This is a genomic window from Duganella sp. 1411, assembly GCF_017833525.1.
GTDB lineage: Bacteria > Pseudomonadota > Gammaproteobacteria > Burkholderiales > Burkholderiaceae_D > Rugamonas.
The window spans coordinates 161,517-182,155 of sequence record NZ_JAFICD010000003.1; the positions used below are offsets into that span (position 1 = coordinate 161,517).

Consider the following 20,639-nt stretch of genomic DNA (forward strand, 5'->3'; position numbering starts at 1 on the left):
TTCCAGCTTCTATTTTATAATGCGCGGATTAAGTTAAACCATTGGAACCCCGTGAAATTCTTCATTGACAATATTTTGATCATCGCCATCGTGCTGCTCTCCGGCGGCGCGCTGCTGTGGCCCCTGCTGACCCAGCGCGGCAAACGGGCCACCCCGCAAGACGTGACGATGTTGATCAACCGCAGCAAAGCCATCATTGTAGACGTACGCGACGCCAAAGAATTCGCCACCGGTTCGCTGCCGGACGCCAAGCACATCCCGCTGGCCGAACTGGACCAGCGCATCGGCGAACTGGACAAGTTCAAGAGCAAGAGCGTGGTGGTGGTTTGCCAGAGCGGCGCACGCGCTTCCTCGGCTGCGGCTAAACTGTCCAAAGCCGGCTTCACCGACGTGGTCAACCTGGAAGGTGGCATTGCCGCATGGCAAAAAGCCGGCCTGCCACTGGCCAAGCCGTCGGTCACGCTCTCCAAACCGTTGGCAAAATAACTGGAAGGACGCATCATGACGACCGAAGTGATCATGTACACCACCGCCGTGTGCCCGTACTGCATCCGCGCCGAGCGCCTGCTCGAATCGAAGGGCGTGACCGGGCTGAAGAAAATCCGCGTCGACCTCGACCCGGAGCAGCGGATGCTGATGATGCAAAAAACCGGCCGCCGCACCGTGCCGCAAATCTACATCGGCGACACCCATGTCGGCGGTTTCGACGATTTGTATGCGCTCGATCAAGCCGGCGGCCTGTCACCCTTGTTAAATGGCTAACTGCCACCAAATACAACGCGCGGGCGGAAATCCTTTGCATCGATAGTGGTTTTGATACAATTGCCCTCGCGTTTGATTTGAGCTTCCACAAGGCCATCCCAAGCCAACATCATCTGAGCGGCCCGTGCCGCTCGTTTTCACTATAACGAAAGCGTTCCATGTCTGACGAAAACCTGCAACCAGTATTCCAAATCCAACGCGTCTACCTGAAAGACATGTCGCTGGAACAACCAAATTCCCCATCGATCTTCCTGGAACAGGAAGCCCCGACCATCGAAGTGGCCCTGGACGTGGGCGCCGAGCCGCTGGCCGAAGGCATCTTCGAGTCGACCGTCACCATCACCGTGACCGCCAAGGTCAAGGACAAGGTCGCGTTCCTGGTTGAAGGCAAGCAAGCCGGCATCTTCGAAGCGCGCAACATCCCGGCCGATCAACTCGATCCGCTGCTGGGTATCGGCTGCCCGAACATCGTCTACCCTTACCTGCGCGCCAACATCGCCGACGTGATCACCCGTGCCGGCTTCCCGCCAGTGCACCTGGCCGAGATCAACTTCGAAGTGTTCTACCAGCAGCGTCTGCAAGCGGTGGCCGACGCCGCCGCGGCGGCTCCTGCGGCCGACGGCGCCACCACGCACTAAGCTGCACTAAGAAGAGTTATACTGTAGCAACGTCGCCGGACGCTCGTCCGGCGGCTGTTTCACCCGACTAGCCGCGCCCCGCGCGCTGTCCATCTGCAAGGTAAGCCATGACATTTCCCCGTTTGATCGCAGGTCTGAGCCTGATGCTGGCCGCCGCGAGCAGCCACGCGTTCGACTTCAAAACGGTGGGCGCCGCGCCCGTGGTGCTGTACGACGCCCCATCGACCAAAGGCGGCAAATTGTTTGTCGTGCCGCGCGGCGCGCCGCTCGAAGTGGTGCTGGCCTACGGCGAATGGCTCAAGGTGCGCGACGTCAACGGCGACATGGCCTGGACCGAGGCCAAGGGCCTGACGGCCAAGCGCAACGTCATCACCCGCGTCGCCAACCTGAAGGTCCGCGCCACGCCGGACGACGCCGCCGCGCCCGTATTTACCGCCGACAAAGGCGTGCTGCTGGAGGTGGCCGAGGTGGCCGCCGGCGGCTGGGTCAAGGTGCGTCACCGCGACGGCCTGGTCGGTTACGTCAAGAATGCCGAGATCTGGGGACTATAATCCCAGCATCTGAACCACGGGCCCGGAGTCCCATGCCAGATAATCAAACCAAACAAGCGGCGCCCGGCACGCGCAAGGTGAGCGTGCTCGGCGCGGGCGCCTGGGGCACCGCCGTCGCCATCGCGCTGGCGCAGCGCCACGACGTGCTGCTGTGGGGCCGCAACGGGGCCGCGCTGCAAGCGATGGGCGCCGCCCGCGAAAACGCCGACTACCTGCCCGGCTATCCCTTCCCCGAGCGTTTGCGCGTGGCCGCCGATTTCGACGCCGCGCTGGCGCACGCGGCCGGCAAGGACGGCCTGCTGATCGCCGCCTGCCCGGTGGCCGGCCTGCGTCCGCTGCTGCAGCAATTGAAGCCGCACGGGGTGTCGCACGTGGTCTGGCTGTGCAAGGGCTTCGAATACGGCACCGGCCTGTTGCCGCATCAAATCGTGCGCGAAGTGCTGGGCGACGGCGTGGCCGGCGGCGCGTTGTCGGGGCCGTCGTTCGCACAGGAAGTGGCGCGCGGCTTGCCGTGCGCGCTGACCATCGCCTCGGCTTCGGCGGCGCTGCGCGACTGCGTGGTGGCGGCCGTCCATGGCGGCAACATCCGCGTGTATTCCAGCGAGGACCTGGTCGGTGTGGAGGTCGGTGGCGCGGTCAAGAACGTGCTGGCGATCGCCACCGGCGTGGCCGACGGCCTGGGGCTGGGCTTGAACGCGCGCGCCGCGCTGATCACGCGCGGGCTGGCCGAGATCACGCGCCTGGGCACCAAGCTGGGCGGGCAGACCGAAACGTTCATGGGCCTGACGGGCATGGGCGACCTGATTTTGACGTGCACCGGCGACTTGTCGCGCAACCGGCGGGTCGGGCTGGGGCTGGCGCAGGGCAAGGCACTGGACACCATCGTGCAGGAGCTGGGGCACGTGGCCGAGGGCGTGCCGTGCTCGAAGGCGGTGCGCGAGCTGGCGGCCAGGGTGGGCGTCGACATGCCGATCACCAACGCCGTGGCGGGCGTGCTGTTCGACGGCGACCAGCCGCAGGCGATGGTGGCGAAGTTGCTGTCGCGCGACCCGCGCGACGAACAAGTCAAACGCTAAGCAAAAGCAACTCCGGGGTCAGGTCCACCAATTCTACACGGGCTTAACCGTGCGCCCATCGACAGGGCGCCGACGGCCGAGGTCGTGTAGAAATGGTGGACCTGACCCCGGAGTATTCACTCTTCGGCGTGCTCTTCCTCTTGCGCCTCGCGCATCCACTGCACCAGCGGGAACGCGTCCTTCAAGCCGCCGACGATCAGCGGCACCAGCAACTCCGGCTGGTTCATCGGCACGTCGATCTCGGTCCACACGAAGAAACTCTTCAGCTTGATGTACTCGATGTGCTCGTGATCGGCGTCGAAGCCCTTCGGCGGCCGCATCAGCTTGCCCTCGTCCCGGATATCGCCAAACGTCAAGCGCAGCTTCTTGTTCTTGAGTACCTTCTTGAACCCGGCCGCGTCGTCGACCATGTGCTGGCGCAACGCCTTCAGGCGCCCCGCCGGCGGCATGTACTCGCCGGCGCCGAACAGCAATTTGCCGTGGCCGTCGATCTGCATGTAGTAGGTCGGCCCGCCCGTCTGGCTCGGCCGGCGCATATCGTTCGGCGCCACCGCCGCCGAGAAACGCGTCTTGTACGGGCTCTTGTCATGCGCGAAACGCACGTCGCGGTTGATGCGGAACATCGCCTTCTTCGGATTGCTGAACTTGACCGCCGGATCGAACTTGCCCAGCCCGGCGATCATCTCCGTCACCACCTGCAGGAATTCTTCGCGCAGGATGTCGTAGCGCGGCTTGTTCATGATGAACCACGGACGGTTGTTGTTGTCGGCGAGTTCTTTGAGGAATTGAGTCAGGTCGCGTAAATGCATGGGCTGGGGTTTACTTTATTTTGGCGCTGGCCGGACGCTTGCCGACCGTGACATCGATCGTCGTTTCGCGGTTCTTGCGCAAGACCGTCATTTTAGCTTTTTCGCCCGGAGTCAGTTGGGCGATGAGGTTGAGCATGCCGTTGGTGTCGGTGACCGGCTTGTCGTCGACCGTCAGCAGGATGTCGCCCGGCTTGATGCCGCCCTTGTCGGCCGGGCCGTGGCGCACCACGCCGGCGATGATGGCGCCGCTCTGGCGCTTCAGGCCGAAGCTGCTGGCCATCTCCGGCGTGATCTCCTGCGTTTCCACGCCGATCCAGCCGCGCACCACGTGGCCCGACTTGATGATCGCTTCCATCACCGATTTGGCGGTCGACACCGGAATCGCGAAGCCGATGCCGACCGAGCCGCCGCTTTGCGAATAGATCGCCGAATTGATGCCCAGCAGGTTGCCGTTGGCGTCGACCAGCGCGCCGCCGGAGTTGCCGAAGTTGATCGCGGCGTCGGTCTGGATGAAGTTTTCGAAGTGGTTGATGTGCAGGTTGTTGCGCCCCAGCGCGGAGATGATGCCCATCGTTACCGTCTGGCCGACGCCGAACGGATTGCCGATGGCCAGCACGACGTCGCCCACCTGCGCCTGCTCGGCCTGCCCCAGCACGATCACCGGCAGCTTGTCGAGCGAGATCTTGATGACCGCCAGGTCGGTCTCCGGATCGGTGCCGACCACCTTGGCGGCGGCCTTGCGGGCGTCGGCCAGCACCACCTCGATCTCGTCGGCGGCCTCGACCACGTGGTTGTTGGTCAGGATATAGCCCTCGGCCGAGACGATGACGCCCGAGCCGAGGCTGGCCTCGTCGTCGTCGCCTTCGCCGTCGCGATCGCGGTCGCCGAAGAATTTCTTAAAGAACGGGTCGCGCAGCAGCGGATGCTTGCCGCGCTTGGGCTTTTTGCTGGTGATGATGTTGACCACGGCCGGCATCGCGCGCCCGGCCGCCGCCCGGTACGAGCCGATGGCCGACGCCGGCGCCTTGCCCGGCCCGGCCTCGAGCATGACGGCCGGCCGCTCCGGGCTGCCCATCTGCTGCAGGCGCACCGGCGCCGCGCCGTGCGGCCCCACGGCCGCATACACGAAATACAGCGCCAAAACGACGGTCACCGTTTGCGCAAACAATAACCACAGTCGTCGCATAGCTTGAGCATGCCGTCCGGCGGACGGCGTCCATTTCTGTTTATTTCTTCAGGGCGTCACGGATTTCACGCAGCAACACGATGTCCTCGGCCGGCGGCGCCGGCGGCGTCACCACCGGATGCTCGTGCAGGTTGCGCGCCTTGTTCATCAGCCGCACCATCTGGAAGATGACGAAGGCCAGGATGATGAAATTGAGCAGGATCGTGAAGAAGTTACCGTAGGCGAACACCGCGCCCAGCTTCTTCGCTTCCACCAGGCTCAGGTTGGCGGCCTGGCCGTTGAGCGGGATGTAGTAGTTGGCGAAGTCCAGGCCGCCGAACAGCTTGCCGATCGGCGGCATGATGATGTCGGTCACCAGCGAATCGACAATCTTGCCGAAGGCGCCGCCGATGATCACGCCGACGGCGAGGTCGACCACGTTGCCCTTCATCGCGAATTCTTTAAATTCTTGCATCATTGCCATTTTTATATCCTCGACGTGTGGTCATTTGTGAACAAAACCGCGGGTGGATCATACTATTTTTTCAATTAGATTCCAAACACGCTTGCCGTTCGCGCATTTGGACAGCGATTTACGTTATAAGTTTGACCTATATCAATTAGCGAAACCCGGGTCTCCCCTCATAGGGCAGAGTCCGCCAAAAATCAAGCCCAAAACGGTGCGCAAATCGCCCCAATTGGGGTTACGGCAACGTTTTTGCTTTAATTCGCTAGACGGTTACCTTATAATTTAAGGTTGCTAGAAGCTACATTCGTGCTTCATCAAGTTTTCAGATTTCAGGTTGGTACGCGGTTTCCAGATTTTGTTCGCACTTTGACTGATTGGGGTTTGTATGAGTAACGAAAAGCAGGTCGATTCCGGCCGTCGCGGTTTGCTCGTCGCAACAGGGGCGGCGGGTGGTGTAGTGGGTCTGGCAACCGCGGGGGCGCTGGTGAGCACCTTCCAGCCGTCGGAGCGGGCGAAAGCCGCCGGCGCGCCGGTCGAGGTGGACATCTCGGCGCTGAACCCCGGGGAAATGAAAACCGTGGAATGGCGCGGCAAGCCGGTCTGGATCATCAAGCGCACGCCGGAAATGATCGCGTCGCTGAAGAAAACCGACGGCAAGGTCGCCGACGCCGAATCCAAACGCAATCCCGACGAATTCACGCCCGAATACGCCCGCAACGAATGGCGCTCGCGCAAGCCCGACATCCTCGTCGCGGTCGGCATCTGTACCCACCTCGGCTGCTCGCCCTCGTCCAAGTTCGCCCCCGGTCCGCAGCCGTCGCTGCCGGACGACTGGGAAGGCGGCTTCCTGTGCCCGTGCCACGGCTCGACCTTCGACATGGCCGGCCGCGTCTTCAAAAACAAGCCGGCGCCGGACAATCTGCAGGTGCCGCGCTACATGTTCCTGAGCGACAACAAGCTGGTCATTGGCAAAGACGAGAAAGGCGAGGCGTAAATCATGGCGGCTTTCAAAGAGACAAAATTCCCGGCCGATGCTCCGGCCGCACAAAAAGCACTCGGCTGGGTCGACGACCGCTTCCCGCTGACCAAGCTGTGGAATGACCAATGGGGCAAGTACTACGCCCCGAAAAACTTCAACTTCTGGTACATCTTCGGCTCGCTGGCGATGCTGGTGCTGGTGCTGCAGATCGTCACCGGCATCTTCCTGACGATGCACTACAAGCCGGACGCCAACCTGGCCTTCGGCTCGGTCGAATACATCATGCGCGAAGTGCCGTGGGGCTGGCTGGTGCGCTACATGCACTCGACCGGCGCGTCGGCCTTCTTCATCATCGTCTACCTGCACATGACGCGCGGGCTGCTGTACGGCTCGTACCGCAAGCCGCGCGAGCTGATCTGGCTGTTCGGCTTTGCCATCTTCCTGTGCCTGATGGCCGAGGCCTTCTTCGGCTACCTGCTGCCATGGGGCCAGATGTCGTACTGGGGCGCGCAGGTGATCGTCAACCTGTTCGGCGCCATCCCGCTGATCGGGCCGGACCTGTCGCTGTGGATCCGCGGCGACTACGTCGTCTCCGACGCCACCCTGAACCGCTTCTTCGCGTTCCACGTGATCGCCATCCCGCTCGTGCTGCTGGGCCTGGTCGCGGCGCACCTGATCGCGCTGCACGAAGTGGGCTCGAGCAACCCGGACGGCATCGAAGTCAAAGAAAACCTGGGCCCGGACGGCCACCCGGTCGACTCGATCCCGTCGCACCCGTACTACACGGTGCACGACCTGTTCGGCGTATCGGTGTTCCTGCTGATCTTCAGCGCGGTGGTGTTCTTCGCGCCGGAAATGGGCGGCTACTTCCTCGAGTACAACAACTTCCTGCCGGGCGACTCGCTCAAGACGCCGCTGCACATCGCCCCGACCTGGTACTTCACCGCGTTCTACTCGGTGCTGCGCGCCACCACGGCCGACTTCATGTGGGTGCTGATGTTCTTCGTGGCCGCCTACGTGGTGTTCGTCTGGCTCAAGTCGAAGCTGCCGCAACTCGTCAAGATCGCCATCGCCGTCATCGCGCTGGTGGCCATCATCGGCATGCTGCCGCAGATCCTCGACGCCAAGTTCTGGGGCGTGGTGTTCTTCGGCGGCTCGGTGGTGATCCTGGCCTTCATGCCGTGGCTGGACAAGTCGCCGGTCAAGTCGATCCGCTACCGTCCGAGCTGGCACAAGTATGTCTACGCCGTGTTCTTCCTGTCGTTCCTGACCCTCGGCTACCTCGGCACCCTGGCGCCGACCGACGGCCGCACCCTGGTGTCGCAAGTGTGCACCCTGCTGTACTTTAGCTTCTTCCTGTTCATGCCATGGTGGAGCGCGATGGGCACGTTCAAAAAAGTGCCCGACCGCGTCGTCTTCCACGCGCACTGATTACGTACCTTGGCTAAAGTAGATAAAGGACATGACATGAATTTTGCAAAGAAACTGCTTGCCGCGCTGGCCCTGCTGCCGGCCCTGGCGTTCGCCAACGAAGGCGGTGTCGCCCTCGACAAGGCGCCGGACCGGTCGAACAACATGGCGGCGCTGCAACACGGCGCCAAGCTGTTCGTCAACTATTGCCTGAACTGCCACAACGCCTCGTCGATGCGCTACAACCGCCTCAAGGACCTGGGCCTGACCGAGGAGCAGATCAAAAGCAACCTGCTGTTCACCGGCGAAAAGGTTGGCGAGATGATGACCACCACCATGCGCCCGGCCGACGCCAAGGCCTGGTTCGGGGTGGTGCCGCCGGATCTGTCGGTCATTTCGCGCGCCAAATCGTCGGGCGCCGGCACCGGCGGCGACTACCTGTATACTTACCTGCGTAACTTCTACAAGGACGACACCCGCCCGACCGGCTGGAACAACCGCGTGCTGGAAAACGTGGCCATGCCGCATGTGCTGTGGGAGTTGCAGGGCATCCAGACGATCAAGACGGTCGAGGTGGAAGATCCGCACGAACACGGCAAGATGACGCACCAGTTCGCCGGCTTCGAGCAGGTCAAGCCGGGCACCATGAGCAAGCTGGAATTCGACACCGCCGTGGCCGACCTGGTCGGTTACATGGAGTGGATGGCGGAACCGGCGGCGCAAACCCGCAAAAAACTGGGCGTGGCGGTGGTATTGTTCATGGCCCTGTTCGCTTTGCTGGCATGGCGCCTGAACGCGTCGTTCTGGAAAGAAGTTAAATAATCGAGAGCGCCGGCTGGCCCGGCGCTTGTTTTGCGATGCCCGCCGTCAGCGGCGGGCGATCGATCCGGGGTGATCCGTTCGCGGCGTCACCCCCTTAGTTTTTAAGGAACTACAAAAAATGATGGTTCTCTACTCGGGTACAACCTGCCCATTTTCGCAGCGCTGCCGTCTGGTTCTGTTCGAAAAAGGCATGGACTTTGAAGTGCGCGACGTCGACTTGTTCAACAAGCCGGAAGATATCTCGACCATGAATCCGTATGGTCAGGTGCCGATTCTGGTCGAGCGTGAATTGATTCTGTACGAATCGAATATCATCAACGAATACATCGACGAGCGCTTCCCGCATCCGCAACTGATGCCGGCCGACCCGCTGATGCGCGCGCGCGCGCGGCTGATGCTGTTCAATTTCGAGAAGGAATTGTTCGTCCACGTGCACGTGCTCGAAAGCGAGCGCGCCAAGGGCAACGACAAGAGCCACGACAAGGCGCGCGCGGAAATCCGCGACCGCCTGACGACGCTGGCGCCGCTGTTCCTGAAGAACAAGTACATGCTGGGCGACGAATTCTCGATGCTCGACGTGGCCGTCGCGCCGCTGCTGTGGCGCCTGGACCACTACGGCATCGAACTGTCGAAGACCGCCGCCCCGCTGATGAAGTACGCCGAGCGCATCTTCTCGCGCCCGGCCTACATCGAAGCGCTGACGCCGTCGGAAAAGGTCATGCGCCGCTGATCGGTTCGATCGCGGAAACGCCGATGTTTAGTTGAAATTATCGGCGCGCCCACCGTTCTGAAGCGGGGGCGTGCCGTGTTTTACCGTAGTCTGGAATACCATGTCCGAAATCTCTACCAAGCCCTACATGCTGCGCGCCATTTATGAGTGGTGCACCGACAGCGGCTACACGCCCTACCTGGCCGTCAAGGTCGACGCCTCGACCACGGTGCCGATGGAGTATGTGAAAAAAGGCGAAATCGTCCTCAACATCAGTTTCGGCGCCACCTCGGGGCTGAAGATGGACAACGACAGCATCCGCTTCCACGCCCGCTTCGGCGGCGTCTCGCGCGAAATCTACGTCCCGGTCAACAACGTCATGGCGATCTACGCCAACGAAAACGGCCAGGGCATGGCGTTCGAGCCGCAAGCGGGCGGTGCCGAAGCGCCGCCGCCGGTGGAGGAAACCAGCGTGCCGGGACCGTCGCTGGCGGCCGTGCCGACCCCGGCGCCGGCGGGCAAAAACGAGGCGCCAGGCGCCCCGCAGGACGACAACGACCCACCCAAAAAGGGCGGGCGACCCACCCTCACGCGGATCAAATAGCGTATAATTTGCCCCGTACAAGTTTCGCCGACTTAGCTCATTTGGTAGAGCAGTTGATTTGTAATCATCAGGTGGCCAGTTCGAAACCGGCAGTCGGCACCAGCAAAATCAAGCACTTAGCCCAGCCCTCACCGGCTGGGCTTTTTGTTTTCTGCATCGAATATGCGTCGTGTAACCGCTTGTACCCCGATTTGCTCAACGCCGGTGGCGACGTGTGGGGCGAGCCCTACCATGCGCGCCTAGGCTGATAGGCCATTGGGTGAAGATAGCTTGTCCTGATTTCTAACTGCCAAGGAAGTTGGCACGCGAAACTTCATACATTCGCGCTAGAGCGCTGGTGCTCTCGCCGGCGGCGCCCTTGACAAGGATGTCCGCGCGCTGCTCGCCACTGGTCTTCGACAGGCGGCCCAGCGTCTTGCCTTCGCTCTTGGCGTGCGCCAATCCGGCGTGGGTGTACTCCATTCGTCAAGCATCGATTAGATAGTGACTATTGGATAGATTGCCATCTATTAATTTTCCTATAATCAATGAGCGGGCGGCACGCTTTGCCGATTTGGAGACAAGCATGAAAAAAATACTAATTTTGCTTTGCGTGTTTGCGATATCACCGCTGGCGTCCGCGCGCGGCGGCCATGGAGGCGGCCACTCTGGCAGTCACGCATCTAGCGGGTCGCACCATTCGAGTAACGCAGCTTCTGGCACTGGAGCAAAGTCGTCTAGGGAGCACGTTTCCACCTATACCAAGAAGGACGGAACGCATGTAGCTACACATAATCGCTCCACCAAAGACAACACCAAATCGAATAACTGGTCAACCAAGGGCAACGTCAATCCAGAAACTGGCAAGGCTGGAACCAAATGAGGAATATCGTCCTGGTTTTGACGATGGCTGCCTGCTGTGCTCTAAGCGGATGCGGCGGTGGTGACGACGGTGATACCGTAGTTTGCAAGGACGGCTGGGTATCGCACTCCAAAGACAAGCAGGGCGCGTGCTCATCTCACGGCGGGGTGCGATAACAATAATGCTTGTGTCTGCAATCAGGAACGCTCAGAGCTCGCCTTCGTGAATCCAGATCTAGGATTGACGGGGTGGGCATCACGCGGCTTGCTGACGGCGTGCGGTGCCTTCATCATAAGTCACCTATTGTCGCCGTCCCTGGGCATCTAGCAAAGGACTCTATGTGGACAAAGCAACTGAGCAACGCCCGGACAAGGCATCCCAAGTCTCACACCCCAGCGAACTAATGTTTCCGGGTTTCAAGAGGGCCATGATTACAACTAGCGGAACCTCGATCAACACTTTGGTTGGGGGACAAGGACCAGCGCTCTTGCTATTACATGGACATCCCCAAACGATGGCATGCTGGCATAAAGTCGCACCAGCTCTTGCGCGGCATTTTACGGTCGTTCTTACTGATCTTCGCGGCTACGGTGACTCAGGCAAGCCGGATGGCGGTGCTAATCACATCGGTTATTCCAAGCGCCTGATGGCGCTCGACCAGGTCGAAGTCATGCGGCAACTTGGCTTTTCGCGCTTTCAGGTTGCAGGCCACGATCGTGGTGCGCGCGTTGCTCATCGCATGTTGCTGGACCATCCGCAAGTGGTCGAGCGCGCTGCCCTTCTCGATATCGCCCCGACAGCCACGATGTATGCGAGCACCGACATGGCGTTCGCCACACGCTACGTTTGGTGGTTCTTCCTGATCCAACCCGCGCCCTTGCCCGAAACACTAATTAGCGCGAATCTGGAGTATTACCTCAAACATCATATCGACAAACAGAACAAGACTCCCGGCGCCATTACGCCCGCTGCGTACGCTGAGTACCGCCGCTGCTATACGCCCGAGACCCTGCATGCGGTGTGCGAGGATTATCGTGCCGCGGCTTCCATCGACCTTGAGCATGATGCGGCTGATGCGCAGAACAAGATTCAGTCGCCATTGCTTGTTTTGTGGGGAGATAAAGGTGTTGTCGGTAATACCTACGACGTGCTGCAAACCTGGCGGGACAAATCAGTCGCTGGGGCTGTTCGCGGTGGCGGCCTGCCGTGCGGTCATTACCTCCCCGAGGAGGCTCCGGAAAAAACATTGAACGAGTTCATGCAGTTTTTCCGCAGCGCTTGACCGATCCCATGACACTGCTCTCACTTGATGGGGCAACCACCTGCAGTTGCCACTCGTTCAGCAAAAGCGGTTCAAAGCGGCGTGCCGAATCGTACTCTTGGTCGTGGCCTCGCGATCATACTGGGCATCGGTCCAACTTACCGGCAGCTTCCGCCCGTCCTTTCGAATCGCACGGATGTCTACGTCCAGGCCACTTTGATGGCCTTCGTGGGTTCGAATTTTTCGCTGCAGGCTAGACTGATGTCCCCGATCCCCATTTTACGATCGTCCATGCCCTGCCAACGGTGCTCGACCATATGGAGGACAGGAAGAAGCTTGGGGTGAACGAATTGTCCGGCACCTTGGCCCGGCGTTCCCAAGGTTATTCGCGACTAAGATAATTTATATTTATCTGATATCCGGATATATTGATATTATCTGATATTCAGCTAAAATTTAACTTATCTGAATGACGGATATTCCCATGTCAACCACACCCGTATCTCGGCTCCTCATCACCTCGCCACAGTTAGGTCAGCTGCTCTTGTCTACGCGCAAGCGGCGCGGGCTCACGCAGACCGCTGTGGCGCATCGTCTTGGCTTGAGCCAGAATCGCATATCACACTTGGAACAACATCCCGATGAAATCAGCGTCAAGCAACTGCTCAGTTGGTGTTCGGCAATCGGGCTGGAGCTGCGGCTCGGCGAGCGCATCGAGGGCGGGCCGAGCAGCTCTACGGAGTGGTAATCATGGGCCGTCGCGCGCATAGCCAAACACTCCACCTCTGGGCCAACGGGGACTACGTCGGACGCTGGACGGTCAAAGCCTCAGGAAACTCCGAACTGCAATACGACGCAGCCTGGCGCAACTCCCCACGTGGGCGCCCGGTCTCGCTATCGCTGCCGTTCAATCTTCATAACGAGCCGCTAAAGGGAGACCGCGTCTCCCACTACTTCGACGGACTGCTGCCGGACAGCGACACCATCCGCAAACGCATCGCAGCCCGATTCAAGACTGGCTCCGCCGGCGCATTCGATCTTCTTACGGCCATTGGACGGGACTGCGTTGGGGCTTTGCAGCTTCTGCCCGAGGGTGTCGAACCGGAGGGACTGGGCCAAGTAGACGGCATCGTGGTCGATGATGAGGCCATCGAGCGGCACCTGCTGGACGTGGTTAATCCGGGCCATTACGGCGCCATGCCCGCCCCCGATGACGATTTCAGGATTTCGCTGGCCGGCGCGCAAGAGAAAGACGCGTTCCTGTGGTGGGATGGAAAATGGCTGAAGCCGCGCGGCGCGACGCCGACCACTCACATCTTCAAACTGCCCATCGGGCTGGTTGGCGGAAAAAAGGCGGACTTCTCCACGTCGGTCGACAACGAGTGGTTATGCCTGCGGCTGTTCAAAGAATATGGCTTGCCAACGGCGAATGCGCAGATTGCGACATTCGGCTCACAACGGGTGCTCGTCGTCGAGCGTTTCGACCGGACGCTGTCGCACGACGGAAAGCAGCTGTTCCGGCTGATTCAGGAGGATTTTTGCCAAGCGACGGGGACCTCACCGTTGATTAAGTACGAAAACGAAGGCGGCCCGGGCCTGCAGCAGATATTCACGCTGCTGCAACAGTCGCAACAGCCGGTCGCGGACATGCGCACGCTGATGGCCACGCAGCTTCTGTTCTGGATGCTGCGGGCGCCGGATGGTCACGCCAAGAACTTCAGCATTCAGCTGCTCGCCGGCGAACAGCGCTTCAAGATGACGCCTATCTATGACGTGATGTCCGCCTACCCCGCCATAGGCAACGGGCCGAACCGGTGGGCGGAGCAGGACATCAAGATGGCCATGGCGCTCCTCGGCAAGAACAGGCACTACACGGCGCATCAAATCATGCGACGACACTTCAATAGCACTGCGAGGAAGGTAGGTTACGCCGACAGCGCGGAACCGCTCATTCAGGATTTCATTGTCCGCACACCTGCAATTGTCGACAAGGTCCGCGCCGAGCTGCCAGCCGGGTTTTCGGAAAAGGTCGCCGACCGGATACTCGATGGCATACTCGCGGCGGCGCGCGCCTTGGAAGGGAGGCCCCCCGTCTAATCGAACACTTGCTGCGCTTCGACCAATCAGCAAATTGAGCCGCCAATGCTCCTGCCTGAACGAAGATCGAAACCGAAGTCACATTCGTAGCCGTCGGAAGGACGGTACCTACAGGCCACATGTTCTTTTTCACGGACCCGGCCGCCCTTCTCGATACCGCACTCACTCTTTCTGTCCGGCCCCATTGCTTCAAACATCTCCTTTGCTGCGCGGCCACGGACGTAGAAGGCGACCCGCACGTTTTTGGGGGTGGGTGCATAGGTGTCACCAAGATCCCCTCCGTAAATCGCATATTTCACTTCAGCGGGGCGTAGCGCCCATTCCCATACCTGCGCGCCATGCGCTACCGCGATAAAAGCCCCGGCCATTGCGAGTGCCCCAACGAGAAATTTCACGCTAGCCTCCTATTCAACGATGGTGACATGAAAGTGATTGTCATGCCTAAAACGTCGCGCGACACGATGGATCTTCGGATCGTTAAAGCGGTCGCCCGCCCCCTGCCAGCGGTGCTCGAACATGTGGAGGATCGAGAGACGCTTGGGCCCCGACAATGTCTACAATTTCCAACGAATAAAATATTTGCGTTTCCGTCAAACTTTCACCCCTACAATAAAGACAACTTCACGACGGAGAAAGTGATGAATCCGCTGACCCTGCAAGGCATCGCGCACGCGCTCTGGATGAAGGAATACGACGCCAGCAAAATTCCGTTGCCTATCCTCGAACGCATCGAGAGCGAGAAAAACAGCGAGCGCGCCTATGCCGAGCGCTTTCTCAAGCGGCTCGATCAGCTCGAAGCCAATCCGTTGAGCTTCGCGCCGCCGCGCAAGGACAGTTACGCGCTCCTACGCGAGCACGTCAAGAATACAATGAAGATGAGTATGAGCCCGCGCGAGTTTTATGCGAGCTGCCTGTTCCTCGGGCCGGAATCGATCACCGGCTACGACCTCGTGCCGTCGAAGGCCGACTTCAAATGGCCGGAAATCGACCTGCCGCAACTGAGGTATCAACTTGGCTGGCATTTCTTCGTCGGTAATTTCCACGACGCGGAGGGCAAGCACTACAGCGTCGAGCTAATGTTCTGGCAGTATGCCTTACTGCCGCCACCCTTGGCCGCCGCGCTGGGCCTGAGCGACATCGAGAACCAGTCGCTGGAGATGCACCTGGCCATCTGCGATCCCCAAAGCGGCGAGCAATACCGCTCCGACACCATCGTGGTCGCCGGCACCACCGGTCTCATCGAAGTACAGGCTAAGCCGTTCAAGTACAAACTCGGGCGCAATGGCATCGAAGGACTCAGCGACAACGGCGATCTGTTCCCCGCGCGCCTGCAAGGCCGCGGCTACGACCTGGGCAAGTCGCCCAACGTGGAATTCGAAGTCGACATCACACTGGACAACCATCGCGGCTATTTCCTGCAGGGCGATCAGGGCCTTTCGCCCAGCGTCGACGGCCTCGGCACGCTGTATTATTCGGCCCCACTGCTCAAACTACGCGAGGGAGTGGAAAGCGCCATCACCATCGCCGGCAAGCGCGTCGTGTTGACCGGGGGCAGCCTGTGGTACGACCACCAATGGACGTCCGGCTTCATGCCGCAAGGCGGCACCCAAGCGCCGGTGCTACGCGCCGCCAGCAATTTGGGGCCGACCGGACCTGGCGGCTGGGACTGGTTTGAAATGCAGTTCAACACCAACGTGGCAGAGGGTATTCAGGAAGAGGTGCAGATGACGCTCTCGGCCCTGCACTCGGCCGGCAACAGCCCCTTTTACTGGCAGACCGGCGCGACGCCGCCGGCCAAGATGGGCAGTACCTTCCATGGCAAATTCATCGACGTTCGCGGTCAGGCTTCCACCATCACAGGTCGGATGACCGTGACGGAGTGGGTGAACGTGACCGCCACGCCCAATCCGGCGGTCTATCCTGCAACCGACGTCTGGTATCCGGCTGGCTATTACTTCAAACTGGATCAGGAATTGCCAGCGCCGTTGCGCGAGTTCACACTCACGCCGCTGACGCGCACCGGCCAGACCGGCTTCTTCGGCCACGGGCCGCAATATGCCGAAGGTGGCGCCGTGCTGCACGACCTGCAGGGCAAGGAGGTGGGCCGGGGCTTTGCGGAGGCGACCAACTGGGCGCACGCCGACGACAACATCATTAGCCTCGCCGGACTGCCGCTCAATGCACAGACGCGTGCCTTGCTGGCACCTATCACGGTATCACCATGGCTGAAATTTCTCAGCGCCGTCTACTGCTGGCTCAATTCGGCCAAACTGGCGCAGCTGAAAAAGGAAATCAAAGGATTGGTGACCGATACACCGACGACGCCGCATTGAAACCGCGCGGCGTCAAAACCTTAGACGAAGAGTCGAACATTTTGCCGCTTTGCCTGCCGCTTATCGATGATTGCAACCATTTGATAGTACAACCTTTTTTTCGCTGAAAGCGAATTTTTCTTGAGGTTTTCTGCCGCTTTTTTTGCCGCCTTATCTGCCACTTTTTGGCAGAGCGAGGCGCGACGATGGGCTCCGCAGCCGGAAATTTTCACGCTATCTACAGGTAGCAAGTATGGCGAAAATTTCCCGCAGCGGACATGTTTTGAGAACTTGGTTTATTACTCGACAGCGCTATTCCAAACGACGCTGCCCGGCTCAGGACAAATCCACGAGTCCTGCAAACGCTGCCGGATCTCCGCAAGGCTTTGGTTGACCAGCATCTTGCTATCGCGGAACACCGGCACCAGCGCGCCGCCGTTGGCCTTTTCTTCCGTCTGGCGCTCGTAGAGCACGAACTTGTCGCCTTCCTTTTCCACCCGCAGCAAACCACGTGCAGATTTCTTGGTGCCGTTGTCGGTCGCGGGGTCCTTGTAAATCTCCACCGACTCGTCACCAACCTGCGCGTAGATGGCCTTCATCGCCCAACCGAAATTGTCGCGGGTAAGCATGTTGTAGGTGAACGAGCCGATACCGAATACCACATTGCACGACGCGAATTCTTTGGCCGCGAGGCGTTGCAGGATACTCAGCGCGCGTTGCAGGGTGATCGAATCGCCGTAGATCAGGCCGACGTGCGAATCAAGCACCTTGAAACCCTTGCTGGTGGTAGTGCCGCCAAAGATATCCCACAGACATTCGACAGCTCCTTTGCGCTCGGCCTCGGTAATGCGCTCGCCGCTTGCGCGCACAATGTACGAGCCATCGTCCTGCCGCGTTACCTCGTCGTCGGTGTAGCCGGTCAGTATCAGCACCGGATCGCCGGAGTCGGGACGGAACACCACTTTGGCGTTGCCCAGCGCATCTTGTTTGCGGGCCAGAATTTCCGGCTTGAGCGCTTTCGCGATGACGGTGATGACGTTCCAGAAATCGAAGGTGTCGCTGACGATCGACACCATGCCAGCCGGATAATCCTTGCTGACGAACTCGCGCATGATTTCCAGCTCGGCCAGGCGGCGCAGCGCTTTCTCGTCCATATCCGCGTTGGCGGGATCCTGCGCCAGACGTTGTTGCGTCAACAGAATCCGCAAGGCCATCACGCTGTGCTCGGAGGCCGGAATGGAGCCGCCGACCAGTTCTTTTTCCGCATCGGCGCCGTAGAAGTCTTCCAGGTAGTCGATCGCTGGAATCGTGTCGGTGCCGGTGAAGGACAGTAAGTGTCCCGCGCCACAACGCATCGCGTCGTGGACGCCGCTCATGCCGCGCATCGAGAAGTCGTGTCCCTGCCAAGCGACGAAGTCTTCCGGCGCGCCGGTCATCCTGGCGAAGTAGGTCAGCAGTTTGCGGAACTCGAAGGCGATGGTGGCGACGGTGGACGGCTTCCAGTTTTCGCAGCTGAACAGCGTTTCGAAATACGTGGCGATCCACGGAAATTGCTCGTGCGTGCTGATGAACAAAACCGGCGGGACTTTGATGTCCACCCGCGAGCCCTCCGGCAACGAACGGATCTCCAGCGGTAGGTATCCCAGCGTGTGCAACGCTTCGAGGCTGCCGACCGGCACCACATTCGGGCCGAGAGCGGTGTCCATGCGGCGCTGGTATTTGCGCACGGCCAGTTGCTGCGGCTTGTTAAAGAATTCGTTGTTGAACACATCGATCAGGTATTCCTGGATGAAGCCCTGCAGACCGAACCAGACAACCTTGTGATCGAACAGCCCGGGCAATACCGGCGCGTACTTGTCGGAGCGCGGCGTAAAGTTGGCGACCAGTTTTTTGGTCTCGCGCGGATACATCGGTGGATGGCCCGTCTTGTAAAAATCCGCGAGATTGAACGGGATCAGGTTGTTCTTTTCAGTTTTGGTGCGTTCCGGGGCGTTCATACCAGGGCTCCTTGAGTAATGGTGGTCAACTTGTCGTTGAGGCTGGATTGGTTCCAGTTGTATGCGGTGAAGATGCGTTGGTAGTAAAGATTGAGTTCTTCAAAACCTTTGCTGAAAATTCCGTGCGTCACGTACAGGTAGCGCGGCTGTGACGAGACTTCCGCCAGCGCCTTGCCCAACTCGACAAAGGTACGGCCGCCATCGCAAATATCGTCGACGACCAGGATGGGGAGATGGGGCAAGTCGCTCGACACGGACGTGCCGGAGATACGCCCGGTCTTGGTGTCGCGCACTTTGTCGGCGAAGGCGATGTGTTCGACGTCGAGTTTCTTGGCCAGCTGCTGCACACGCTTTCTGGCGCCGGCATCCGGGGCCAGCAAGGTGACGCCGCGTGCAAAGGCCGGCTGCCGCAATACTTCCGCCAACATGACCGCGGCGTCGACCACGCTGACGCGATCAAGCAGGGCCGGCACCACGTCGCTGTGGGGATCGGCAATCACCACGCTCGCATAAGCTTGCGCATTGATCAGGTTGCAGAACACCTTGGCGCTGAGCGCTTCGCCGGGATTACAGACGCGATCCTGGCGTGCATAGGGCACGTAAGGCATATTCAGGTGCAGCGGTACATTCGGCATCACGCGGCGCACGGCATCGGTCAGCAGCAGCAGCTGCATGACCGCGTCGGCCGTCCTCAGCCAAGCGTTGATACGGACGCTGGCGACGGACCCGGCCTCCGCAATGAAGGCATCCGGCAGCACCACCTGGCTTTCGCCGCCGGCGAACGTAAAGACGCGCGGCTCCAGCGTGACCTCGCGGCGGCTTCCCTCGTTGTGCATCGATGTAATGGTGAGCATGGCAATGGCCTTTTATTTAAAGTCAAAATACAACTAAGTAAAACCTGATCAGACCCGAAGTTGCACCACTTTCAGTGACTTAGTGGCGAAACACAATTAAGTATAACGCAATCAATCCCAAAGGCAAGCGAATTCTCGCTTTGGCTGCGCTATCCGAAAGATTTCCCGAACAACATGAAGTCTTTGAGTTTGTACAGTCTGGCCGGACGCTGGGCGCCGGTCAAAAATTCCTCCGTGGGTTCGACGACATCCCACGCTTCGATCTTGCGTCGGAAGTTGGACTTCTCCAGCGTCGTCATCAAAATCGCTTCATACGTCGCTTGCAACTGGGACAAGGTGAACTTCTCCGGCAGCAGGCAGCATGGCAAGGTCGAATAGCTGGATTTGTTGCGCACCCGGTTCACCGCGGCGGCGATGATATCGGCGTGGTCGAATGCCAATTGGGGCAGATGATCGACGCCGTAGAAATGAAACGAGTTGGGGCTTACCGCTTCCAGCTCCTCCACCGGCACCAGCGCCAGATAGGCCAGTGAGATGGACCAACTGCGCGCATCCCGGTGCTTGCCGGAGAACCACTGTAACTGCTCGAGGTAACGCGGCTGAAAACCCGTTTTATCATTGAGCACGCGCGCGACCGTGGCTTCGGTGGAGTCATCCTCATCCACGTGCACTACGCCGCCAGGCAACGCCAACATGCCGTCGTCCGGTGCCTTGTCACGACGATGCAGGGCGACCTGCAGCTCACCTTGACGGAGCGTCAGTAAAACGGCATCAACTGTGACAAGAGGTAAGGCAAATTTCATGGATATCGCTCGCTATGTTAGTGGTATATTGCAACTAACAATGGGAGGTGTCAAGTGGAACGAATCATTTCGGACGCACAGTTCCGCATGCGCCGCCGACGAATGTCATAAAATCGTGGAAATGCATTCGCTTCGATTCGGGCTCGCCATGACACCACTTCTCAGACCGAAATCGATAATCTACTTTGGACGCGGTCTCTGGCTTGCAAACAAAAGAAGCCGTTAGAGGGAGGAAACTACGTGTCTAATATCGTTACATTCATTGATGATTGCCTTGCCGGGGCAGCTACCGTGGACGAGATTGATGATTACGTCGAACGGTGGCACGAGGGCGTCATCGGCCGTGACATGGAATTACGCGAGTTGCTCGGCATGAGCAAGCAGGAGTATGCGTGTTGGATACAGGACGCTAACGCCATCGAGGGGATCGTAGCGGCTCGGAAGAGTAGTCTTCAAGCCGCGAACTCATAATCGATCCGG

25 protein-coding genes and 1 tRNA gene are annotated in these 20,639 nt (G+C 59.8%); 17 read left to right on the top strand and 9 right to left on the bottom strand.

Translation table 11 applies throughout. The annotated features are described in order from the left end of the window. Positions 1 to 51: 51 nt before the first annotated feature. The 5 genes from JOD97_RS17755 (at position 52) to JOD97_RS17775 (ending at position 3,027) form a co-directional block, all read left to right on the top strand. A complete protein-coding gene (locus tag JOD97_RS17755; protein ID WP_209720891.1) occupies positions 52 to 486 on the top strand; it encodes a rhodanese-like domain-containing protein in 435 nt (144 codons plus the stop codon). 15 nt (positions 487 to 501) lie between these two features. Beyond that, positions 502 to 762, top strand: coding sequence for a glutaredoxin 3 (grxC, locus tag JOD97_RS17760; protein WP_209720894.1), 261 nt, complete (start codon positions 502 to 504; stop codon positions 760 to 762). A gap of 158 nt (positions 763 to 920) precedes the next feature. After that, positions 921 to 1,400: a protein-export chaperone SecB gene (gene secB, locus JOD97_RS17765; RefSeq protein ID WP_209720897.1), complete on the top strand. Its 480-nt coding sequence runs from the start codon at positions 921 to 923 to the stop codon at positions 1,398 to 1,400. Between the two features lie 107 nt (positions 1,401 to 1,507). Further along, positions 1,508 to 1,951, top strand: a complete 444-nt coding sequence (locus JOD97_RS17770; protein ID WP_209720900.1) for an SH3 domain-containing protein — start codon at positions 1,508 to 1,510, stop codon at positions 1,949 to 1,951. Between the two features lie 32 nt (positions 1,952 to 1,983). After that, positions 1,984 to 3,027, top strand: a complete 1,044-nt coding sequence (locus JOD97_RS17775; protein ID WP_209720903.1) for an NAD(P)H-dependent glycerol-3-phosphate dehydrogenase — start codon at positions 1,984 to 1,986, stop codon at positions 3,025 to 3,027. A 116-nt stretch (positions 3,028 to 3,143) separates the two neighbouring features. Here JOD97_RS17775 and JOD97_RS17780 read toward each other — a convergent pair whose 3' ends face one another. Genes JOD97_RS17780 through mscL form a run of 3 tightly spaced genes read right to left on the bottom strand, consistent with a single transcriptional unit; the run spans position 3,144 to position 5,485 of the window. After that, entirely contained in the window at positions 3,144 to 3,836 is a 693-nt protein-coding gene (locus JOD97_RS17780; RefSeq protein ID WP_209720906.1) for a DUF2461 domain-containing protein, read from the bottom strand. A 10-nt stretch (positions 3,837 to 3,846) separates the two neighbouring features. After that, positions 3,847 to 5,022 carry a Do family serine endopeptidase gene (locus JOD97_RS17785; RefSeq protein ID WP_209720909.1) on the bottom strand — a complete coding sequence of 392 codons (1,176 nt, stop codon included), beginning with the start codon at positions 5,020 to 5,022 and terminating at the stop codon, positions 3,847 to 3,849. Between the two features lie 40 nt (positions 5,023 to 5,062). Then, a complete protein-coding gene (mscL, locus tag JOD97_RS17790; protein ID WP_209720912.1) occupies positions 5,063 to 5,485 on the bottom strand; it encodes a large conductance mechanosensitive channel protein MscL in 423 nt (140 codons plus the stop codon). 370 nt (positions 5,486 to 5,855) lie between these two features. Here mscL and petA point away from each other — a divergent pair, with 370 nt between their 5' ends. The 6 genes from petA (at position 5,856) to JOD97_RS17820 (ending at position 10,096) form a co-directional block, all read left to right on the top strand. After that, the gene (gene petA, locus JOD97_RS17795; protein WP_209720915.1) at positions 5,856 to 6,464 is read left to right on the top strand and encodes a ubiquinol-cytochrome c reductase iron-sulfur subunit; all 609 of its coding nucleotides are present in this window, start codon (positions 5,856 to 5,858) and stop codon (positions 6,462 to 6,464) included. A gap of 3 nt (positions 6,465 to 6,467) precedes the next feature. Further along, positions 6,468 to 7,880, top strand: a complete 1,413-nt coding sequence (locus JOD97_RS17800; protein WP_209720918.1) for a cytochrome bc complex cytochrome b subunit — start codon at positions 6,468 to 6,470, stop codon at positions 7,878 to 7,880. 36 nt (positions 7,881 to 7,916) lie between these two features. Further along, positions 7,917 to 8,681: a cytochrome c1 gene (locus JOD97_RS17805; RefSeq protein WP_209720920.1), complete on the top strand. Its 765-nt coding sequence runs from the start codon at positions 7,917 to 7,919 to the stop codon at positions 8,679 to 8,681. Positions 8,682 to 8,799: 118 nt separating this feature from the next. Next, positions 8,800 to 9,411 carry a glutathione S-transferase N-terminal domain-containing protein gene (locus tag JOD97_RS17810; RefSeq protein WP_017877976.1) on the top strand — a complete coding sequence of 204 codons (612 nt, stop codon included), beginning with the start codon at positions 8,800 to 8,802 and terminating at the stop codon, positions 9,409 to 9,411. Positions 9,412 to 9,511: 100 nt separating this feature from the next. Continuing rightward, positions 9,512 to 9,994 carry a ClpXP protease specificity-enhancing factor gene (locus JOD97_RS17815; RefSeq protein ID WP_209720923.1) on the top strand — a complete coding sequence of 161 codons (483 nt, stop codon included), beginning with the start codon at positions 9,512 to 9,514 and terminating at the stop codon, positions 9,992 to 9,994. A 26-nt stretch (positions 9,995 to 10,020) separates the two neighbouring features. Then, positions 10,021 to 10,096: transfer RNA gene (locus tag JOD97_RS17820), tRNA-Thr, on the top strand. A gap of 180 nt (positions 10,097 to 10,276) precedes the next feature. Here JOD97_RS17820 and JOD97_RS17825 read toward each other — a convergent pair. Further along, the gene (locus JOD97_RS17825) at positions 10,277 to 10,456 is read right to left on the bottom strand and encodes a hypothetical protein (RefSeq protein WP_209720927.1); all 180 of its coding nucleotides are present in this window, start codon (positions 10,454 to 10,456) and stop codon (positions 10,277 to 10,279) included. 103 nt (positions 10,457 to 10,559) lie between these two features. On the opposite strand from JOD97_RS17825, the gene JOD97_RS17830 reads away from it, so the two are divergent. The 4 genes from JOD97_RS17830 to JOD97_RS17845 all read left to right on the top strand — a co-directional run bounded on the left by JOD97_RS17830 (position 10,560) and on the right by JOD97_RS17845 (position 14,193). Beyond that, positions 10,560 to 10,856, top strand: coding sequence for a hypothetical protein (locus JOD97_RS17830; RefSeq protein WP_209720930.1), 297 nt, complete (start codon positions 10,560 to 10,562; stop codon positions 10,854 to 10,856). A gap of 382 nt (positions 10,857 to 11,238) precedes the next feature. Then, the gene (locus tag JOD97_RS17835) at positions 11,239 to 12,117 is read left to right on the top strand and encodes an alpha/beta fold hydrolase (protein WP_209722626.1); all 879 of its coding nucleotides are present in this window, start codon (positions 11,239 to 11,241) and stop codon (positions 12,115 to 12,117) included. Positions 12,118 to 12,580: 463 nt separating this feature from the next. Next, on the top strand, positions 12,581 to 12,844 hold the full coding sequence (locus JOD97_RS17840; RefSeq protein WP_209720933.1) for a helix-turn-helix domain-containing protein: 264 nt from the start codon (positions 12,581 to 12,583) through the stop codon (positions 12,842 to 12,844). A gap of 2 nt (positions 12,845 to 12,846) precedes the next feature. Continuing rightward, positions 12,847 to 14,193: a type II toxin-antitoxin system HipA family toxin gene (locus JOD97_RS17845; protein WP_209720936.1), complete on the top strand. Its 1,347-nt coding sequence runs from the start codon at positions 12,847 to 12,849 to the stop codon at positions 14,191 to 14,193. Positions 14,194 to 14,219: 26 nt separating this feature from the next. Here the strand turns inward: JOD97_RS17845 and JOD97_RS17850 are convergent, their stop codons facing one another. Next, complete coding sequence (locus JOD97_RS17850) at positions 14,220 to 14,588, bottom strand: hypothetical protein (RefSeq protein ID WP_209720938.1); 369 nt, start codon at positions 14,586 to 14,588, stop codon at positions 14,220 to 14,222. Positions 14,589 to 14,615: 27 nt separating this feature from the next. On the opposite strand from JOD97_RS17850, the gene JOD97_RS17855 reads away from it, so the two are divergent. Next, positions 14,616 to 16,526, top strand: coding sequence for a carotenoid 1,2-hydratase (locus JOD97_RS17855; RefSeq protein WP_209720941.1), 1,911 nt, complete (start codon positions 14,616 to 14,618; stop codon positions 16,524 to 16,526). 20 nt (positions 16,527 to 16,546) lie between these two features. Here the strand turns inward: JOD97_RS17855 and JOD97_RS17860 are convergent, their stop codons facing one another. The 4 genes from JOD97_RS17860 to JOD97_RS17875 all read right to left on the bottom strand — a co-directional run bounded on the left by JOD97_RS17860 (position 16,547) and on the right by JOD97_RS17875 (position 20,159). Further along, positions 16,547 to 16,738 carry a hypothetical protein gene (locus JOD97_RS17860; RefSeq protein ID WP_209720944.1) on the bottom strand — a complete coding sequence of 64 codons (192 nt, stop codon included), beginning with the start codon at positions 16,736 to 16,738 and terminating at the stop codon, positions 16,547 to 16,549. Between the two features lie 66 nt (positions 16,739 to 16,804). Continuing rightward, positions 16,805 to 18,502 (bottom strand): nicotinate phosphoribosyltransferase, encoded by a 1,698-nt coding sequence (locus tag JOD97_RS17865; RefSeq protein WP_209720947.1) that lies wholly within the window; start codon positions 18,500 to 18,502, stop codon positions 16,805 to 16,807. Continuing rightward, the gene (prs, locus tag JOD97_RS17870) at positions 18,499 to 19,356 is read right to left on the bottom strand and encodes a ribose-phosphate diphosphokinase (RefSeq protein ID WP_209720950.1); all 858 of its coding nucleotides are present in this window, start codon (positions 19,354 to 19,356) and stop codon (positions 18,499 to 18,501) included. The genes JOD97_RS17865 and prs overlap by 4 nt, the downstream gene beginning before the upstream one ends. A gap of 149 nt (positions 19,357 to 19,505) precedes the next feature. Beyond that, a complete protein-coding gene (locus tag JOD97_RS17875; protein WP_209720953.1) occupies positions 19,506 to 20,159 on the bottom strand; it encodes an NUDIX domain-containing protein in 654 nt (217 codons plus the stop codon). A gap of 240 nt (positions 20,160 to 20,399) precedes the next feature. On the opposite strand from JOD97_RS17875, the gene JOD97_RS17880 reads away from it, so the two are divergent. Further along, complete coding sequence (locus tag JOD97_RS17880; RefSeq protein WP_209720956.1) at positions 20,400 to 20,630, top strand: hypothetical protein; 231 nt, start codon at positions 20,400 to 20,402, stop codon at positions 20,628 to 20,630. Positions 20,631 to 20,639 lie beyond the last annotated feature (9 nt).

Bases quoted from the DNA above. Each gene is read 5' to 3' on its own strand.
- JOD97_RS17835 (WP_209722626.1), top strand. From the start codon at position 11,239: ATGTTTCCGGGTTTCAAGAGGGCCATGATTACAACTAGCGGAACCTCG.
- JOD97_RS17800 (WP_209720918.1), top strand. From the start codon at position 6,468: ATGGCGGCTTTCAAAGAGACAAAATTCCCGGCCGATGCTCCGGCCGCA.
- JOD97_RS17830 (WP_209720930.1), top strand. From the start codon at position 10,560: ATGAAAAAAATACTAATTTTGCTTTGCGTGTTTGCGATATCACCGCTG.
- JOD97_RS17840 (WP_209720933.1), top strand. From the start codon at position 12,581: ATGTCAACCACACCCGTATCTCGGCTCCTCATCACCTCGCCACAGTTA.
- JOD97_RS17770 (WP_209720900.1), top strand. From the start codon at position 1,508: ATGACATTTCCCCGTTTGATCGCAGGTCTGAGCCTGATGCTGGCCGCC.
- JOD97_RS17825 (WP_209720927.1), bottom strand. From the start codon at position 10,456: ATGGAGTACACCCACGCCGGATTGGCGCACGCCAAGAGCGAAGGCAAG.
- JOD97_RS17845 (WP_209720936.1), top strand. From the start codon at position 12,847: ATGGGCCGTCGCGCGCATAGCCAAACACTCCACCTCTGGGCCAACGGG.
- mscL (WP_209720912.1), bottom strand. From the start codon at position 5,485: ATGGCAATGATGCAAGAATTTAAAGAATTCGCGATGAAGGGCAACGTG.
- JOD97_RS17780 (WP_209720906.1), bottom strand. From the start codon at position 3,836: ATGCATTTACGCGACCTGACTCAATTCCTCAAAGAACTCGCCGACAAC.
- JOD97_RS17865 (WP_209720947.1), bottom strand. From the start codon at position 18,502: ATGAACGCCCCGGAACGCACCAAAACTGAAAAGAACAACCTGATCCCG.
- JOD97_RS17785 (WP_209720909.1), bottom strand. From the start codon at position 5,022: ATGCGACGACTGTGGTTATTGTTTGCGCAAACGGTGACCGTCGTTTTG.
- JOD97_RS17810 (WP_017877976.1), top strand. From the start codon at position 8,800: ATGATGGTTCTCTACTCGGGTACAACCTGCCCATTTTCGCAGCGCTGC.
- JOD97_RS17805 (WP_209720920.1), top strand. From the start codon at position 7,917: ATGAATTTTGCAAAGAAACTGCTTGCCGCGCTGGCCCTGCTGCCGGCC.
- prs (WP_209720950.1), bottom strand. From the start codon at position 19,356: ATGCTCACCATTACATCGATGCACAACGAGGGAAGCCGCCGCGAGGTC.
- JOD97_RS17875 (WP_209720953.1), bottom strand. From the start codon at position 20,159: ATGAAATTTGCCTTACCTCTTGTCACAGTTGATGCCGTTTTACTGACG.
- JOD97_RS17775 (WP_209720903.1), top strand. From the start codon at position 1,984: ATGCCAGATAATCAAACCAAACAAGCGGCGCCCGGCACGCGCAAGGTG.
- JOD97_RS17855 (WP_209720941.1), top strand. From the start codon at position 14,616: ATGAAAGTGATTGTCATGCCTAAAACGTCGCGCGACACGATGGATCTT.
- grxC (WP_209720894.1), top strand. From the start codon at position 502: ATGACGACCGAAGTGATCATGTACACCACCGCCGTGTGCCCGTACTGC.
- JOD97_RS17815 (WP_209720923.1), top strand. From the start codon at position 9,512: ATGTCCGAAATCTCTACCAAGCCCTACATGCTGCGCGCCATTTATGAG.
- secB (WP_209720897.1), top strand. From the start codon at position 921: ATGTCTGACGAAAACCTGCAACCAGTATTCCAAATCCAACGCGTCTAC.
- petA (WP_209720915.1), top strand. From the start codon at position 5,856: ATGAGTAACGAAAAGCAGGTCGATTCCGGCCGTCGCGGTTTGCTCGTC.